Origin of the sequence: Enterobacter cloacae complex sp. 2022EL-00981, from assembly GCF_028737495.1 — a bacterium.
Taxonomy (GTDB): domain Bacteria; phylum Pseudomonadota; class Gammaproteobacteria; order Enterobacterales; family Enterobacteriaceae; genus Enterobacter; species Enterobacter cloacae.
In genome coordinates, this window is sequence record NZ_JAQZRK010000025.1 from 42,037 (window position 1) to 58,909 (window position 16,873).

Genomic DNA, 16,873 nt, shown 5'->3' on the forward strand with positions numbered 1-16,873 from the left:
CTGACGAGAACTCCCGCCCTGTCCCTCTCTTCTTCATCACCGTAAAACTGCCATCCCAGAGTCAACAATGTTAGGATGGTTAGCGATTGATAATGACGGTAACAAGCATGTTAGACAATGTTTTGAGAATTGCCACACGCCAAAGCCCTCTTGCGCTCTGGCAGGCACATTATGTTAAGCAGCGCCTGGAAGCCTGCCACAGCGGCTTGCGCGTCGAGCTGGTGCCCATGGTCACGCGCGGCGATGTGATCCTTGATACGCCGCTGGCGAAAGTGGGCGGCAAAGGCTTGTTTGTCAAAGAACTGGAACTGGCATTGCTTGAGAACCGCGCCGATATCGCCGTGCATTCGATGAAAGACGTGCCCGTCGAGTTCCCGGAAGGGCTGGGACTGGTGACCATTTGCGAGCGCGAGGATCCGCGCGATGCGTTTGTCTCTAACCAGTTTGACTCGCTTGATGCGTTGCCCAAAGGCAGCGTGGTTGGCACGTCCAGTTTACGCCGCCAGTGTCAGTTGGCTGAACGCCGTCCGGATCTGATCATACGCTCGCTGCGCGGTAACGTTGGCACGCGTCTGGGCAAGCTGGATAACGGCGATTACGATGCCATTATCCTCGCGGTAGCAGGACTTAAGCGTCTGGGGCTGGAGTCACGCATTCGCGTCGCGTTGCCACCGGAGCTCTCTTTGCCGGCCGTGGGACAGGGCGCTGTAGGTATTGAGTGCCGTCTGGATGACAGGCGTACCCGTGAACTGCTTGCACCGCTGAATCATGACGAGACGGCCATTCGCGTCAAAGCCGAGCGTGCGATGAATACCCGCCTTGAAGGGGGGTGCCAGGTGCCGATTGGCAGCTATGCTGAATTAATTAACGGTGAACTGTGGCTGCGTGCGCTGGTTGGCGCGCCGGATGGTTCGCAGATGGTACGCGGTGAGCGCCGCGGTAAACCGCAAGATGCTGAGCAGCTTGGCGTTTCGCTGGCGGAAGAGTTACTGGATAACGGTGCCCGCGAGATTCTGGCTGACGTTTACGATGGAGAGCCCCCTGCATGAGTATTCTCGTCACCCGCCCTTCTCCCGCAGGAGAGCAGTTAGTGAGCCGTCTGCGCGCACTGGGGCAGGTGGCCTGGAGTTTTCCGCTTATTGAATTCTCCCCGGGTCGGGAGTTGTCCGCGCTCGCCGACCATATGAATACCCTTCAGGAAGGCGACCTGCTGTTTGCCTTGTCGCAACATGCTGTGGAATTTGCCCATGCGCAGCTACAACAGCAGGGACTGAACTGGCCTACCGCGCCACGCTATTTCGCGATTGGCCGTTCCACCGCCCTGGCGCTGCATACCGTAAGTGGAGCAGACGTGCGTTACCCGTTAGATCGGGAAACCAGCGAAGTCTTGCTACAATTACCTGAATTACAAACCCTAATCGGAAAACGTGCGCTGATTTTACGCGGTAACGGCGGACGCGAACTGTTAGGCGAAACGCTGCGTGAACGCGGAGCTGACATCACGTTTTGCGAATGTTATCAACGCTGTGCAAAACATTACGATGGTGCACAAGAGGCGATGCGCTGGCATACGCGCGGCATTACAACGTTGGTGGTGACCAGCGGCGAAATGCTGCAGCAACTCTGGTCGCTGGTGCCGCTTTGGTATCGTGAAAACTGGTTACTCCACTGTCGGCTTTTGGTCGTCAGTGAGCGTCTGGCGAACCTCGCCCGGGAACTGGGCTGGCAAGATATTCGGATCGCTGATAACGCCGACAACGATGCGCTGCTGCGCGCATTACAATAACTCTCATAATGGGATGCCATAATGACGGAACACGACAAATCCTCCGCCGTGGTTGAAGAGACCAGGGAGACTGTGGACATGACGCCACAGTCAGAAACGACTGAGAAAACCGTTGAGAAGAAAAACGGCAGCAACAAGACCAGCCTCGCGCTGAGCGCGATTGCCATCGCCATTGCGCTGGCAGCAGGCGTCAGCCTCTACGGCCTGGTGAAACAGCAAAGCACCAATCAGACGGCAACCAGCGACGCGCTGGTTAATCAGCTCGCCGCGCTGCAAAAAGCGCAGGAGACACAAAAAACCGAGCTGGAAGGCGTCATCAAACAGCAGGCCGCCGCGCTTGCCGATGCGAACAGCAAACAGGAAGAGCTAACCAAACAGCTGGACGAAGTGCAGCAAAAAGTGGCCTCCATTTCCGGTACCGATGCCAAAACATGGCTGCTTTCTCAGGCCGATTTTCTGGTGAAACTGGCCGGGCGTAAGCTCTGGAGCGATCAGGATGTCACCACCGCCGCCGCTCTGCTGAAAAGCGCAGATGCGAGCCTGGCGGACATGAACGATCCAAGCCTCATCACCGCACGTCGCGCCATTACCGAAGACATCGCCAGCCTCTCCGCCGTTTCTCAGGTGGATTATGACGGCATCATCCTCAAGGTAAATCAGCTCTCGAACCAGATTGATAACCTGCAGCTGGCAGATAACAACGACGACGATTCTCCCATGGATTCCGACGGCACCGAACTGTCCAGCTCCCTGAGCGAGTGGCGTGTAAACCTGCAAAAAAGCTGGCAGAACTTTATGGACAGCTTCATCACCATTCGTCGCCGTGATGAAACCGCCGTGCCGCTGTTAGCGCCGAACCAGGATATCTACCTGCGTGAGAACATTCGTTCCCGTCTGCTAGTCGCGGCCCAGGCCGTGCCACGTCATCAGGAAGAGACCTACAAACAGGCGCTGGATAACGTCTCCACATGGGTACGTGCTTACTACGATACCGATGATGCCACCACCACGGCTTTCCTCGATGACATCGACAAACTGAGTCAGCAGAACATCACCATGAACGTGCCGGATAAACTGGCCAGCCAGCCGATTCTGGAAAAGCTGATGCAAACGCGCGTACGTAACCTGCTGGCACAGCCGGGCGTTCCGGCTGCGCAGACGGGTGAACCAGCACCAGCCGCCGCGCCCGCGCCTGAAAGCGCCCCACAAGGAGAGTAACGATGCTTAAAGTACTCTTACTCTTTATCCTGCTGATCGCCGGGATCGTCCTTGGGCCGATGCTTGCCGGTCACCAGGGATACGTGTTGATCCAGACCGACAATTACAACATCGAAACCAGCGTAACGGGTCTGGTGATCATTCTGATCCTGGGCGTTGTGGTGCTGCTGGCGCTGGAGTGGATCCTGCGCCGTATTTTCCGCACCGGTGCCCATACCCGTGGCTGGTTCGTTGGCCGCAAGCGCCGTCGCGCCCGTAAGCAGACCGAGCAGGCGCTGATTAAGCTCGCCGAGGGCGACTATCAGCAGGTGGAAAAGCTGATGTCGAAAAACGCCGATCACGCCGAACAACCCGTCGTGAACTATCTGTTGGCTGCTGAAGCAGCTCAACAACGTGGTGACGAGGCCCGTGCCAATCAGCATCTGGAGCGCGCGTCGGAGATGGCGTCCGACAACCAGATCCCGGTTGAGATCACTCGCGTTCGCCTGCAGCTGGCACGTAATGAAAACCATGCGGCGCGCCACGGCGTTGACCGTCTGCTGGAAATCACTCCTCGCCACCCTGAAGTGCTGCGCCTTGCCGAGCAGGCCTATATCCGTACCGGTGCATGGGGTTCACTGCTGGACATTATTCCTTCGATGGCGAAAGCCGACGTGGGTGATGATGAACATCGTGACGAACTCCAGCGCATGGCGTGGATTGGTTTGATGGATCAGGCGCGTGCCGATCTGGGCAGCGATGGTCTGAAAACCTGGTGGAAGAATCAGAGCCGCAAAACACGTCAGCAGGTTCCTCTGCAGGTGGCAATGGCGGAACACCTGATTGAATGTGACGATCATGACACGGCTCAGGAGATCCTCCTCGACGGTCTGAAGCGCCAGTACGACGATCGTCTGGTCATGGTGATCCCGCGTCTGAAAACCAACAACCCTGAGCAAATCGAAAAAGTGCTGCGCCAACAGATCAAAACCGTTGGCGATCGTCCGCTGCTCTGGAGCACGCTGGGTCAGTCGCTGATGAAACACGGTGAATGGCAGGAGGCGAGCCTCGCCTTCCGTGCGGCGTTAAAACAGCGCCCGGATGCGTTTGACTACGCGTGGCTTGCCGATACGCTCGACAAACAGCATAAACCGGAAGAAGCTGCCGCCATGCGGCGCGACGGTCTGCTTTTGACATTGCAGAATAACGGAAATCAGCAATAATCGTTAAGGAGGCCGGACGGCCTCCTTTTTTACGCACCCTTTTTGCATATCCATCAGGAAACGTTCCGGCCAATGTAACGATCTCTTTTCATTAACCTTTTTACACACACGCGCATCAGCCGCGTGGACTAAATCGTTTTTGAAAGGAAATCGTCATGAACTCGCTTTTGTATGCGCTTGTTGAAGCGCTGCGCTGTCATCGCTGGCTGCGTTTGCTGGCCTGCGCCTTTATTTTTACGTCGCTGGGAAATGGGTTAACTCAGGTTGTTGTCTTCGGTTTACTTTTAGACTGGTCGGCACCAGCCACTCTGCTTACGCTCGCCTTTCTTTTTGCAACGGTGCCTGGTTTTATCGGCAGCATCATCAGCGAAAAACTGTGCGCACACTATTCTCCCGTCTCTTTGTTGATCCTGTCAGAGGGGTTGGGCTTACTCGCCCTGTTATTCCCACTGCTGGGTATTCATTATCACAGTATTTCAGCGCTGCTTGCTGTGCAATCCACCGAAGCCCTGTTGAATGGGATGAGCTGGCCGGCCCTAACGTTGCTCTTTAAACGCGGACTCAGTAAAGCAGAGCTTCCTGCAGCAACCTGTCTTGAAAACGTGATTTTTGCGGCTCAGGTACTGCTCGGTACCGGACTGGGCGTAGTACTTTTCCAGCGAATATCGGTGATGACATTGCTGGCAATCGATGCTGCCAGCTTTCTGGGGTCAATGTTTATGCTGTGGCTGGCTGGAAGGACATTTACTGCGCAAGCACGCTCTTTATCCCCAGACGAAGGCTCCCCGGTTATGCTGCGGTGGCATGCGCTGACCCTCCGGCAAAAACGCAGTTTACTCATTTTGCCCGTTCTGGCAGCCGTCGGTTCACCCGCCATGGCGCTTTTACCGGCGCTAGCGCAGCAGATCCAACCGGAGGATGCTGCGGCTCTCGCCTTACCGCTTCTCTTTGCCAGGAGTATGGGGCAGCTTTGCGGCCCTATACTCCTGAAGAGAGACAGCCTGCCGCGGCTCACTGCGCACACACCATTGTTAATGCTCTGCCTTAGCCTCTTTTTAGCGGCTTACGGTGTGATCCCGTTTTTATCTGGTTGGATGGTGTGTGCACTGGGGATGATTTTTATTGCACATCTGGCATCAAACGTTGTTTTCGCGGTGGGAACATATGGTGTGCTCAGCAACTTTCACTCTACGCAGACTGCTTCAGCGAGTGGAAAAGTCTGGCGCTGGCAAACGCTCAGTGCCTCTTTGTTCACCGGTATTGCAGCGGCATTAACCGCCGCGTTAGAGGCACTACAGGCAATGTATATTGTCTCTGCGGGTGCGCTGCTTCTGGCAGCCCTGGTCATGTTTCGTTACCGTGAATAAGGCATAAAAAAACGCCTGCTATAAGAGCAGGCGTTAAAACAGGTCTGTAAGACAACATATTTGGTGCTTCACTCAACGTTATGCCCATGGTGTCTGATGAGGCCGAAGCGACATCTGTCAGTGGACGATAAGCACCGTAAATGGCTCTGCATCATTCCTGAGTTTATGAGGCACGAAGGCGAACATAAGAGATGGAATGAGCATCTACACGTATATTATTGCACGTTACATGCCAACGTTACACGAAGAAATTTTACATCGCGCAACATTTTAAGATAAAAGGAATTTCTGCTGCTAAGACTCGTCTGACGCACCATAAGATATCGGTAAAAGCGCTGAAGTGTCGTCAGAAAGAGACGGTTAAGACGATGATGCAATATTGTTTTAGTTTTCAATTAATTAAGTGTCGCTGGTTCGCGACAACAGGAAACGCGTATGTCGGGGATTGGATACAGAGGTGAAAAGCCGCAGAAAACAAAAAACCCCGCCGAAGCGGGGTTCAAAATTGGTCGGCGAGAGAGGATTCGAACCTCCGACCCACTGGTCCCAAACCAGTTGCGCTACCAAGCTGCGCTACTCGCCGATGTACTGCTTTTTGAATTTTTAGTTCAATTCATTAAAGTCGTGGTGCGAGGGGGGGGACTTGAACCCCCACGTCCGTAAGAACACTAACACCTGAAGCTAGCGCGTCTACCAATTCCGCCACCTTCGCAATTCACAACTCTTCAATAATGGGGTGGCTAATGGGATTCGAACCCACGACAACTGGAATCACAATCCAGGGCTCTACCAACTGAGCTATAGCCACCACTGTATTCTTTCACGCGGTACTGACTACTTCTCAGACCACCGCAGCTCTAGCGCCGGGACTAAAATGGCGCGCCCGACAGGATTCGAACCTGAGACCTCTGCCTCCGGAGGGCAGCGCTCTATCCAGCTGAGCTACGGGCGCTTAGCGCCGTTGCGGGGCTGGATATTACGTACCTCCGACCCCGCTGTCTAGTGCTTTTTTGAAAAAAATGCGCGTTTGGTTATGGTTTGCACATTTTGCCGCTTATTCCTCCACTTTCTGCGTGGTGGCGCGGCGCCCCAGCCCAAATAGCTTATAGGCTGCAGTGACTGCCGCCAGGAAGATCATCCCGACAAACAGCGACATGCGGGTATCATCATTAAAGTACATCCCGATTAATACGCAAATCAGGAACGCCATCGTCAAATAGTTCGCATACGGGAACAGAATCGAGCGGAACGGATGGCTGGCAATCGCCTGTTTATGCGCATGGCGGAAACGCAGCTGGCTGATCAGAATAACGAACCACGGCACCATCCCCGGCAGCACGCTGGCGCTGTAGACATAAACAAATACGCGCTGCGGATTTGGAATAATGTAGTTCAGGCATGAGCCAATCAGCAGGATGGCAATCGACACCGCCACACCCGCAACAGGCACACCCGCGCGGGACACTTTACTCATTGCCGCAGGCAATTGATTGTTCTTCGAAAGCGCATAGAGCATACGACCACAGCTGTACATTCCGCTGTTACAGCCAGACAACGCCGCCGTCAGGACGACAAAGTTGATGATACCTGCTGCCGCCGTAATACCTATCTTCGCGAATGTTAAGACAAACGGGCTGCCTGTCGTGCCGATCTCATTCCACGGGAAGATGGTCACGATAACGAAGATCGCCCCCACATAGAAAATCAGGATACGCCACAGCACCTTACCCACCGCACTACGCAGCGTGACCTGCGGGTTCTTCGCTTCACCGGCCGTAATACCAATAAGCTCAACGCCCTGATAGGACGCGACAACGATACACAGCGCCGTCAGGAAGCCTTTCCAGCCACCAGCGAAGAAGCCGCCGTGCCCGGTCAGGTTACCGAAGCCAATCGCGTTACCACCGTTGCCAAAGCCGAAGAAGATGACGCCGAGTCCAACCACAATCATCACGATGATGGTGGTGACTTTAATCATCGCAAACCAGAACTCGATTTCACCATAAAGGCGAACGGCTGCCAGGTTTGCCATTGCCACCAGCCCCACAGCAATCAGCGCCGGTATCCACTGGACCATATCCGGGAACCAGAACTGCACATACACCCCGATTGCGGTAATCTCCGAGATACCCACCGCCATCCACATAAACCAGTATGACCAGGCCGTCAGGTAGCCGAAGAACGGGCTCATGTAGCGGTGCGCATAGACGGCGAAAGAGCCGGTCACTGGCTCCAGGAAGAGCATTTCGCCCATCGAACGCATGATGAAGAAAACGAACAGGCCAGCAATAATATATGCCAGCAGAACGGATGGCCCGGCCCATTTGAGCGTGCTTGCAGAGCCCATAAACAGGCCCACACCAATAGTGCCGCCCAGCGCTATCAGTTCAATATGACGAGCTTCCAGCCCACGCTGTAGCTCCGGTTTTTTCTCTGCCATAGATCCTCGGTTGTGTTTGCTGTTTCCCGGCTTAATACCAGGTATTGTTTTTTAGGGGTACTAAAATACGGAGCGAATGGTTTCTTAAATTCTGCAAAATGGCAAACAATGCATTAAAAAAATAAATGCATTGCACAGTTTCGCAGCAGTTTTGCAGGGGAGTTGCAGCGCGAACAGCATATCGCGCTACATTTTGATTACATTTTCCCGGTGTAGTGCCAGGCGAGATAACGCAGCAGACGGAGCTGGCGTTTAATACGTGTTGGTTGCGACAGCAGTCGGTACAGCCACTCCAGTCCCAGGTTTTGCCATACCTTCGGCGCACGTTTTACATGGCCAGTGAAGACGTCATACGTCCCGCCGACGCCCATATAGAGGGCATCCGGGCAAACCAGACGGCAATCACGCATCAGGATTTCCTGGCGCGGTGAGCCCATCGCCACGGTGACAATTTTCGCCCCGCTGTCGCGCACGCGGTCAAACAGCGCCTGCCGATCCTCAGGTTTAAAATAGCCGTCCTGACTACCCACAATATTAACATTCCACTGACGCCGCAGTTTCTGCTCGGTCTGCGCCAGGACCTCAGGCTTACCGCCAATAAGAAATACGGGCGTGCCTTCTGCCCCTGCACGTGCCATCAACTGTTCCCAGAGATCGGCCCCCGCGACGCGTGAAACATTAGCACCAGGAAACTTTTTACGGATCGAGCGCACCACGCTGATACCGTCCGCGTATTTAAACTCGGCGGCGTCTATCAGACTTCTGACTTCAGCGTTATCTTCTACCGCCAGCATCTTCTCCGCATTGATGGCGACCAGCGTACCGGATTTCATCTGGCCACCCGCAAAGAGAAAATCCAGCGCGTGTTGCATATCGCGCCAGCCAATAAGCTGCAGGCCACGCAGCGCGTAGCGCGGTGCAGAGGTTGTGTCGGTCATGACTATCCTTACTCAGACTTGCGACAGCGTTCTGCTGCCCTGTGGCTCGCGCTTATGCACAAGCCCTGCACTGTCAAACAGCCAGTACAGCAGTTTGGCCAGCAGCAGGCAGACGCCGAAAACGACCATGAAGAAAACCACGCGCGAGACGAATGAATCCAGCCCCTCGCGCGCCAGAACGATCATATTGAAAATGGCACCAAAGCAGAAACTGTGCAAAATGGCGGCCTTGTAGCGGTTAGTCTCTTCGTTGCCGAGCACATAGAGCCAGTCAAACCATTTGATAATCAGCCCTACCACAACCGCGCCCGGCAGAATAAACCAGCTTCCGCCCATCACCACCAGCGAACCAATCAGCGTAGGGGAAATGGCCAGACCTGAATGGTTGTTCAGCACTTCCCAGGTGAAGTAGTTCGCCGTATTGAGCACGGCACCCGGGCGGTCAGGCCACAACCACGACGGGATAAACACATAGAAGTCACGCACAATGGGCGCCAGCCCCTGGAAATCGATTTTGTCGTAGTTTTGCAGCAGTAAAGCGAGGTTTTCCCACGGCGAGAAGGTATCGCGCGTGAGATACAGGAAGGTGTAAAACGCTTCGTCACCGGCCACGTTCAGTCCATAGCGCTTAAGGGCCAGCCAGAACATCCCCACAATGCCAAACACGCCCGCTGCCGCCAGCATCCACAGGGAGATCCACCCGCGAATGATGCCGATAAACAGGAAAATCGCAAAGGCGATAATAATGTTGGCGCGCGTCCCACCCACAATCATGTAGGTCAGGAAACCAAAGGCGACCGTGCTCACCAGGAAGAAGAGCCAGGCCTTACTGTCCTGGCGCAGGAAAAAGATCACCAGCATTGCCGGGATGAAGAAATAGAAGAAGCGCTTAAGCGCCACGCCCGAAACTTCGGCAGAAAAAATCTGACTGTAGGAGTGCAGCTTAAACAGCAAAAAGCCGTTATGCATGAAGAAGATCCCCACGCTGACCAGCGCGATGGTCATCAGCATCACCCACGTCAGATGGGTCTCTACCCGGTTCATGGTGAACAGCGGACGACGCGGCGCACTCGCTTTCACCGAACGCAGACGCGTTTTATAGGTGACGTAGTACACCGCATAGAAGCAGGTCGCCGACAAGAGTGCCTGGAGCAGGATTTCCGGCGGCGCGACGCTCACGTCAAAACGGAAAACCAGAATACTGGTCAGCGGAAAACCGAAGAAGAAGGTCAGAAGAAACAGTAACGAGAAGAAGACGTTAAAGTTAAAACGCACGCGGCGGAACTCAAACCAGGTCAGAGTGGCGATAAATAGCGTGCTCAGAAGCCATACCACTAACAAGCCGCTGAATTGCAACTGGCTCATGCGTTGTCTCCTGAAGCGATACGCAGCGCACGGTGCCACGGCGTAAGGTAGTTCGGACTAAAGAAATCGATGGTACTTTTATCCACCAGCGCCAGTTGACGCTGAGCTTCACGTACCACCTCCACGTTCAGGGTATCCGTGGTGAACAGTACCGGAATGTGTTGTTCAGCCATATCCTGCCAGAACGGATTATCGCGATTAAGCACACAGGGAACGCCTGCCTGAATCAGCAGGCACAGCGTGCCAATTCCCTGCTGGCGGGCAAAGATGAAATAGCCGAGATCGCACTGGCGAAGCAACGCCAGATATTCATCAAATTCCAGCTTATCGCGCAGGATGTTCATATTCTCCGGGCTAAACAATCCCAGAGCCTGCTGGCGAACGTCATTGATGTAAGCATCATTATTGGCCGGATAGCCCATCGGCACAACGACATTTACCGTGTCGCCAAACTGCTGATGTACCGCCTTCAGCGCAGCAATATGCTCATTGCTGCGATCGCCAGAGTTACCCACCAGGATCGTCAGCTTACCCTCACGCGGCGTATCGTTTGCCATGTTATTCAGCGCCGGGTTCATGCGTGTCGGGAAATAGAGCAGCTCACCGCGAACGTTGGGGTGCTGTTTCGCGAAGTAATTGAGATCGCCACGGGTGGCGAAAACACAGCCAACCCGCCCCTGCGCCATACGCCGTAGCGGGTAGAAGAGTCGGAACTTCCAGCCGCGGGAGACTTCATAGAGATCGGCTCCCCAGATATGCCAGCTGCACTGGGAAGGTTTAATCCCGCCGCTCAGGAGAGCCAGCCACAGACCGGTATTAAATTGTCCATGGAAGAAGAAGCGCTGCTCACGATCCGCTTTCGCTTTCGCGACAACTGCCTTCGCCAGGGCGGCTTTATCCGGCCAGAAGGTAAGCGTCAGCGCCGGACACATCTCGCTCAGGCCCCTGTCCTGGCCTGCAACCATAAACTCGCGTGCATCGGGATTGTCCGGGGCCAGCTCATCGTTGAAGAACCGCAAAACGGTCTGGTTATGGTGTGGGATATCCGATCCCAGTATGTGAATCAGTGCAGTCATGCGCGTTTACGCCAAAGTAAAAATACGCCGCAACAGGCAGCGAAATAAACGATATAGGTTGCCATATAGGCCTGAGCCGCCCCCAGTGCACCGTGTGCCGGGATCAGCCAGTGTGAGAACGCCGTCAGGAGCGTAAACTGGCTTATCTCTGCCAGGATATACAAACGCAGCGAGGCTTTCGCAATCACCAGATACCCGAATACGTAAGCGCCTACTTTCAGTACATCCCCCACCAGCTGCCAGGCAAACAGATCGCGCATGGCGATGAATTTCGCCGAAAAGAGCAGCCAGATGGCGACATCGCGCAATAACCACACGGTAAAACTGGCCGCCGCCACGGCGGGAAGTACAAAACGCAGCGAGCGGGTAATCTCGCGGGTAATATCCTGTCGGGAGCTCAGACGCGATAAGGTTGGCAGCAACCAGACGCTAAAGGAAGCCGTTATAAATTGGAGGTAGGCGTCAGAAATGCTGCTTACGCCCTGCCAAATTCCCACCTCATCCCAGCTGTAATGCGCCGCCAGCAGGTTTCGCATCATCACGTAAGCCACTGGCAGCGTAACAGAGGTAATGAGCGCCATCAGGGTAAATTTACCCAGTTGACCCGCAAGCACCTTGTCCCACTGCGGTTTCAGGTAGCTTAAGGGGATAACGCCACGACGCATCAGCATAAATGCCGCCGGAACGACCACTAACGCAGGTACCAGCGCCAGACCCAGCAGCGCGCCTTCATACCCGCCCAGGCGGTAGCAGAAGTAATAGGCGATAACACCTATAACGCTGCCCAGGATCAGCGCAAGCGCGTTCCCGGCAGCATCACGAAACCCTTTCATCAGCGCCAGTAGCAGGTTAGCCCACGCGATCCCCATCTGAACCAGAGCGACCAGACGCACCAGCCCTTCATAATGCGTGTGTCCAAACAGCCCCTGGCTAAGGGGGGCCGCCGCCAGCAGAAACACCGCGGCCAGCAGAGTAGAGAAACCTAACACCATCGCCGACGATGTGCCGACGACTTTGCGCAGCTGCGCTACGTCATCCTGATGCTGTGCAACGTATTTCGTAACGCCGTTGAAGATCCCGGCGCCGGCCAATACCCCAAGGACGGTGACAAGCTGGCGGAAATTGCCCGCCAGACCCACCCCAGAAGGGCCGAATGAGACGGCCAACAGCTTGACGACCAGCAGCCCGGCGCCAATTTTGACAAGCGTGGACGCGGCGGTCCACACCGATGCTTTTGCCAGAGACATATCAGCCGAAATAGCTCAGAAGGGTATTAATCACCGTACGCTGGTTAACCGGCGCGAGGTTGTAGAACAGTGGCAAGCGAAGCAAACGCTCACTTTCTTTCGTGGTATAGCGGTCTTCACCCGCGAATGTCCCGAACGCTTCACCGGCCGGGCTGGAGTGCAGCGGAATGTAGTGGAACACCGCCATAATCTCAGCCTCTTTCAGCCAGGCAATCAGCTTGCTGCGATCGTCGTTATCGCGCAGTTTGATATAGAACATATGGGCATTGTGGACGCAGTCTGCTGGAATGGTCGGCAGCGCAATACGCCCGGCTTTTGCCAGCGGTGCCAGCGCGTCGTAATAGGTCTGCCACAGGGACAAACGCTGCAGGTTAATGCGCTCTGCCGCCTCCAGCTGTGCCCACAGATACGCCGCCTGCAGATCCGCCATCAGATAGCTTGAGCCAATATCGCGCCAGGTATACTTATCAACCTGGCCACGGAAGAACTGGCTGCGGTTGGTGCCTTTTTCGCGGATCACTTCCGCACGCTCAACCAACGCGCGGTCGTTAATCAGCGTCGCGCCGCCTTCACCACCTGCGGTATAGTTTTTGGTTTCGTGGAAGCTAAAGCAGCCGATATGGCCGATGGTGCCGAGCGCGCGTCCTTTGTAGGTGGACATCACGCCCTGAGCGGCATCTTCCACCACAAACAGGTTATGCTTTTTCGCGATCGTCATAATGGTGTCCATTTCACAGGCCACGCCCGCGTAATGCACCGGAACAATCGCCCGCGTTTTATCAGTGATCGCCGCTTCAATCAGCGTTTCATCGATATTCATGGTGTCCGGACGAATATCCACAAAGACGATTTTCGCCCCGCGTAACACAAACGCGTTCGCCGTGGAGACAAAGGTGTAGCTCGGCATAATCACTTCATCACCGGGCTGAATATCCAGCAGCAGCGCAGCCATTTCCAGCGACGCCGTACAGGAAGGGGTCAGCAGCACTTTAGCGCTGTGAAAACGCTGTTCCATCCACTGCTGGCAGCGACGGGTAAACCCACCATCACCGCAGAGTTTGCCGCTGCCCATAGCAGACTGCATATAGTCGAGTTCGGTTCCCACGACGGGTGGTGCGTTAAATGGAATCATCTTGTCACCTGTATAACCAGTAGGCGGTGGCGTCGATGTTGGCACCACTCGCAATATAACGTTTAAGCGCAGCGGTGTTGCCCATCTGGGTTGCCACCCGCAGCGTCGAGACCTGTTGCTGCTGCGCCCAGTGTAGCGCCGCCTGCATGAGTTTCTCGCCCATACCCCGGCCGGCTAATAAGCCGATACGCGCCTCGCGCTCGTTGAGCTTGCGAAGCGAAACAAAACCCTGGATCTGGCCGTCCGCCGCGCGGAATACCAGACAAACATGATCGAACGTCCCTTTTACCGCATTCTCAATCCACTGGGCATAGAAACGTCCGCTGTCCTCAGGTGCATACCAGGGGGCACGAAAGCGGCTGCGGGCAAACGCCTGCGCCGCCATTTCGCGCAGCACCGGGATATCCTTCTTAGCGGCAACCTCCGCACCTGGCGCCTCATGCCGGGTTAGCGTAATGGCAAGATCGACTTCGCCTTCCACCAGCTGAAAACCGTGTTGCTGAAGCGCATCCAGCAGGTCGGCGCGGTCCGCCGGGATCTTCGCCTGTACCCGCTGCCAGACGCGAAAGTCGGCGTCAGTCAGTGCCGGTGCAGTTTCGCGCAGACGCAGAATGGCGGAAGGCAGGCCAAAAAAATGGCTCTCCCACTCAAGGGACTCAAGCGTCCCGTTCAGGTTGCTCAACGCCAGACACCTTTGGTATCAATAATGTAACGCTGCTGTACGGCATCAGCGGGGGTCGCTTTAAACTCTTTATGATCCACCAGCAGCACCAGTACGTCCGCCGTGGCCAGCGCGTCATCCAGCGCGGTAAGCGTGCAGTGCCCCACCAGTTTTGCCGGCAGTTCATGAATATTCGGCTCGACCACCAGCGTTTCGCCCGTGTGCCATTGGGCAATCATCTCAGCAATTTCCATCGCCGGGCTTTCGCGCAGATCGTCGATGTTAGGTTTGAATGCCAGGCCAAAGCAGGCAATTTTCAGTTCACTGGCCCGTTTGCCACTCTCAGCCAGACAATCTGCCACCGTGGTTTTAACCTGGTTGAGAACCCAGTGTGGCTTGCTGTCGTTAACTTCACGCGCGGTGCGGATCAGGCGTGCCTGATCGGGGTTTTGCGCCACGATAAACCATGGATCGACGGCGATACAGTGACCGCCCACGCCCGGGCCTGGCTGCAGAATGTTAACGCGCGGATGGCGATTCGCCAGGCTGATTAATTCCCAGACGTTAATCCCCTGATCGGCACAAATTAGCGACAGTTCGTTGGCAAAAGCAATGTTCACATCGCGGAAGCTGTTTTCCGTCAGTTTGCACATTTCTGCGGTACGGGAGTTCGTCACCACGCATTCGCCTTCGAGGAAAATCTTGTACAGCGCGCTGGCACGAGCGGAACAAACAGGCGTCATCCCGCCAATCACGCGGTCGTTTTTAATCAGTTCGACCATCACCTGCCCCGGCAGCACGCGCTCCGGACAGTAGGCGATATTGATATCGGCCTGCTCTCCCGCCTGCTGCGGGAAGCTTAAATCCGGCCGGGCTTCTGCCAGCCACTGTGCCATCTGCTCGGTTGCGCCAACCGGAGAAGTGGACTCCAGGATCACCAGCGCCCCTTTCTTGAGCACAGGTGCAATAGATTTCGCAGCGGCCTCGACGTAGACCATGTCGGGTTCATGGTCGCCTTTGAATGGCGTCGGCACAGCAATGAGATAAGCATCGGCTTCAACCGGCGTGGTACTGGCGCGCAGGTATCCCCCATCAACGGCCTCTTTGACCACGCGGTCGAGATCGGGCTCCACAATATGGATTTCGCCACGGTTAATGGTTTCCACCGCGCGCGCATTGATGTCCACGCCTACAACCTGTTTTTGACGAGAGGCAAATGCTGCCGCAGTAGGCAAGCCAATATAGCCAAGACCAATGACAGAGATGGTAGTAAAACTCATAGCGATACCCGATTGTGTTTAAGTGCATGCAAAATACGGCCACAAGCCAGCCCATCACCGTACGGGTTATGGGCCCGGCTCATCGCCTGATACGCTTCTTCGTCGTGCAGCAGGTGTGTCACTTCATCGACGATACGCTGCTTATCCGTGCCGACCAGACGCACCGTGCCCGCTTTTACCGCCTCCGGGCGCTCGGTGGTTTCACGCATTACCAGCACCGGCTTGCCGAGTGAAGGTGCTTCTTCCTGAATACCGCCTGAATCGGTGAGGATCAGCCAGGCATGATTCATAAGCCAGACAAACGGCATGTAGTCCTGCGGCTCAATTAAAAGGACATTTTCAATATGTCCCAGAATGCGGTTGACCGGCTCGCTGACGTTAGGGTTGAGATGCACCGGATAGACAATCTGCACATCTTCGTTTTGCGCGGCGATTTCAGCCAGCGCATGACAGATTTGCTCGAAACCCCGGCCAAAGCTTTCACGACGGTGGCCGGTGACAAGAATGGTTTTTTTGCCGTTGTTCAGGAACGGGTAGCGCGCAGCGAGTTCTGCCTGAAGTTCGTTGTTAGCCAGCACACGGTCACGCACCCAAATCAGGGCATCAATAACCGTATTGCCGGTCACAAAGATTTTTTTGTCGGCAATATTTTCACGCAGCAGGTTCTGGCGCGAATTTTCGGTGGGTGCAAAGTGGTACATCGCCAGGTGCCCGGTAAGCGTGCGGTTGGCTTCTTCCGGCCACGGCGAGTAAAGATTGCCGGTGCGCAGGCCCGCTTCAACGTGGCCGACAGGAATACGTTGGTAAAACGCTGCCAGACTGGTTGCCACAGTAGTGGTGGTGTCGCCATGCACCAGCACGACATCAGGCTTAAAGGATTCCAGAATGGGCTTTAACTCTTGCAAGATACGGCAGGTAATCTCCGTTAATCCCTGCCCCGGCTTCATTATATTGAGGTCGTAGTCCGGGACGATGGAAAAGAGCGTTAAAACCTGATCGAGCATCTCCCGGTGTTGCGCCGTGACGCACACTTTCGCTTCAATATCAGGATCGCTGGCCAGCGCATGCACCAGAGGCGCCATCTTGATGGCCTCCGGCCTGGTGCCAAATACGGTAAGTACTTTCACATCGATTCTCTTCGATTAGGCGATGAAGGCCGTA

At 55.2% G+C, this 16,873-nt stretch carries 14 protein-coding genes and 4 tRNA genes; 5 read left to right on the forward strand and 13 right to left on the reverse strand.

Features of this window, described 5'->3' with window-relative positions:
* The first annotated feature begins 107 nt into the window (after positions 1-107).
* From hemC to PUZ33_RS18810, 5 genes are all read left to right on the forward strand, one after another.
* Entirely contained in the window at positions 108-1,049 is a 942-nt protein-coding gene (hemC, locus tag PUZ33_RS18790) for a hydroxymethylbilane synthase (RefSeq protein WP_032618596.1), read from the forward strand.
* On the forward strand, positions 1,046-1,786 hold the full coding sequence (hemD, locus tag PUZ33_RS18795) for a uroporphyrinogen-III synthase (RefSeq protein WP_048972357.1): 741 nt from the start codon (positions 1,046-1,048) through the stop codon (positions 1,784-1,786). The genes hemC and hemD overlap by 4 nt, the downstream gene beginning before the upstream one ends.
* Positions 1,787-1,807: 21 nt before the next feature.
* Complete coding sequence (gene hemX, locus PUZ33_RS18800) at positions 1,808-3,004, forward strand: uroporphyrinogen-III C-methyltransferase (protein WP_029883126.1); 1,197 nt, start codon at positions 1,808-1,810, stop codon at positions 3,002-3,004.
* Between the two features lie 2 nt (positions 3,005-3,006).
* Positions 3,007-4,206, forward strand: a complete 1,200-nt coding sequence (gene hemY / locus PUZ33_RS18805) for a protoheme IX biogenesis protein HemY (RefSeq protein ID WP_014833715.1) — start codon at positions 3,007-3,009, stop codon at positions 4,204-4,206.
* 155 nt (positions 4,207-4,361) lie between these two features.
* Entirely contained in the window at positions 4,362-5,573 is a 1,212-nt protein-coding gene (locus PUZ33_RS18810; protein WP_058680743.1) for a hypothetical protein, read from the forward strand.
* A gap of 506 nt (positions 5,574-6,079) precedes the next feature.
* Here PUZ33_RS18810 and PUZ33_RS18815 read toward each other — a convergent pair.
* The 13 genes from PUZ33_RS18815 to wecB all read right to left on the reverse strand — a co-directional run bounded on the left by PUZ33_RS18815 (position 6,080) and on the right by wecB (position 16,839).
* A tRNA-Pro gene (locus PUZ33_RS18815) sits at positions 6,080-6,156 on the reverse strand.
* Between the two features lie 42 nt (positions 6,157-6,198).
* Positions 6,199-6,285: transfer RNA gene (locus tag PUZ33_RS18820), tRNA-Leu, on the reverse strand.
* A gap of 20 nt (positions 6,286-6,305) precedes the next feature.
* Positions 6,306-6,381: transfer RNA gene (locus tag PUZ33_RS18825), tRNA-His, on the reverse strand.
* A gap of 67 nt (positions 6,382-6,448) precedes the next feature.
* Positions 6,449-6,525 (reverse strand) — tRNA-Arg (locus PUZ33_RS18830).
* Between the two features lie 102 nt (positions 6,526-6,627).
* The gene (thrP, locus tag PUZ33_RS18835) at positions 6,628-8,013 is read right to left on the reverse strand and encodes a bifunctional threonine/serine APC transporter ThrP (RefSeq protein ID WP_058682101.1); all 1,386 of its coding nucleotides are present in this window, start codon (positions 8,011-8,013) and stop codon (positions 6,628-6,630) included.
* A 197-nt stretch (positions 8,014-8,210) separates the two neighbouring features.
* Positions 8,211-8,951, reverse strand: a complete 741-nt coding sequence (gene wecG, locus PUZ33_RS18840) for a lipopolysaccharide N-acetylmannosaminouronosyltransferase (protein ID WP_023619874.1) — start codon at positions 8,949-8,951, stop codon at positions 8,211-8,213.
* 12 nt (positions 8,952-8,963) lie between these two features.
* Positions 8,964-10,316 (reverse strand): ECA oligosaccharide polymerase, encoded by a 1,353-nt coding sequence (gene wzyE, locus PUZ33_RS18845; protein ID WP_058680745.1) that lies wholly within the window; start codon positions 10,314-10,316, stop codon positions 8,964-8,966.
* Positions 10,313-11,392, reverse strand: a complete 1,080-nt coding sequence (locus tag PUZ33_RS18850; RefSeq protein ID WP_058680746.1) for a TDP-N-acetylfucosamine:lipid II N-acetylfucosaminyltransferase — start codon at positions 11,390-11,392, stop codon at positions 10,313-10,315. The genes wzyE and PUZ33_RS18850 overlap by 4 nt, the downstream gene beginning before the upstream one ends.
* Complete coding sequence (gene wzxE / locus PUZ33_RS18855; RefSeq protein ID WP_058680747.1) at positions 11,389-12,639, reverse strand: lipid III flippase WzxE; 1,251 nt, start codon at positions 12,637-12,639, stop codon at positions 11,389-11,391. The genes PUZ33_RS18850 and wzxE overlap by 4 nt, the downstream gene beginning before the upstream one ends.
* A gap of 1 nt (position 12,640) precedes the next feature.
* The gene (gene rffA, locus PUZ33_RS18860) at positions 12,641-13,771 is read right to left on the reverse strand and encodes a dTDP-4-amino-4,6-dideoxygalactose transaminase (protein WP_040021377.1); all 1,131 of its coding nucleotides are present in this window, start codon (positions 13,769-13,771) and stop codon (positions 12,641-12,643) included.
* A 4-nt stretch (positions 13,772-13,775) separates the two neighbouring features.
* Complete coding sequence (gene rffC, locus PUZ33_RS18865; protein ID WP_058680748.1) at positions 13,776-14,453, reverse strand: dTDP-4-amino-4,6-dideoxy-D-galactose acyltransferase; 678 nt, start codon at positions 14,451-14,453, stop codon at positions 13,776-13,778.
* Positions 14,450-15,712, reverse strand: coding sequence for a UDP-N-acetyl-D-mannosamine dehydrogenase (gene wecC / locus PUZ33_RS18870; protein WP_058680749.1), 1,263 nt, complete (start codon positions 15,710-15,712; stop codon positions 14,450-14,452). Before wecC ends, rffC begins: the two co-directional genes overlap by 4 nt.
* A complete protein-coding gene (gene wecB, locus PUZ33_RS18875) occupies positions 15,709-16,839 on the reverse strand; it encodes a non-hydrolyzing UDP-N-acetylglucosamine 2-epimerase (protein ID WP_058680750.1) in 1,131 nt (376 codons plus the stop codon). Before wecB ends, wecC begins: the two co-directional genes overlap by 4 nt.
* Positions 16,840-16,873: the final 34 nt, after the last annotated feature.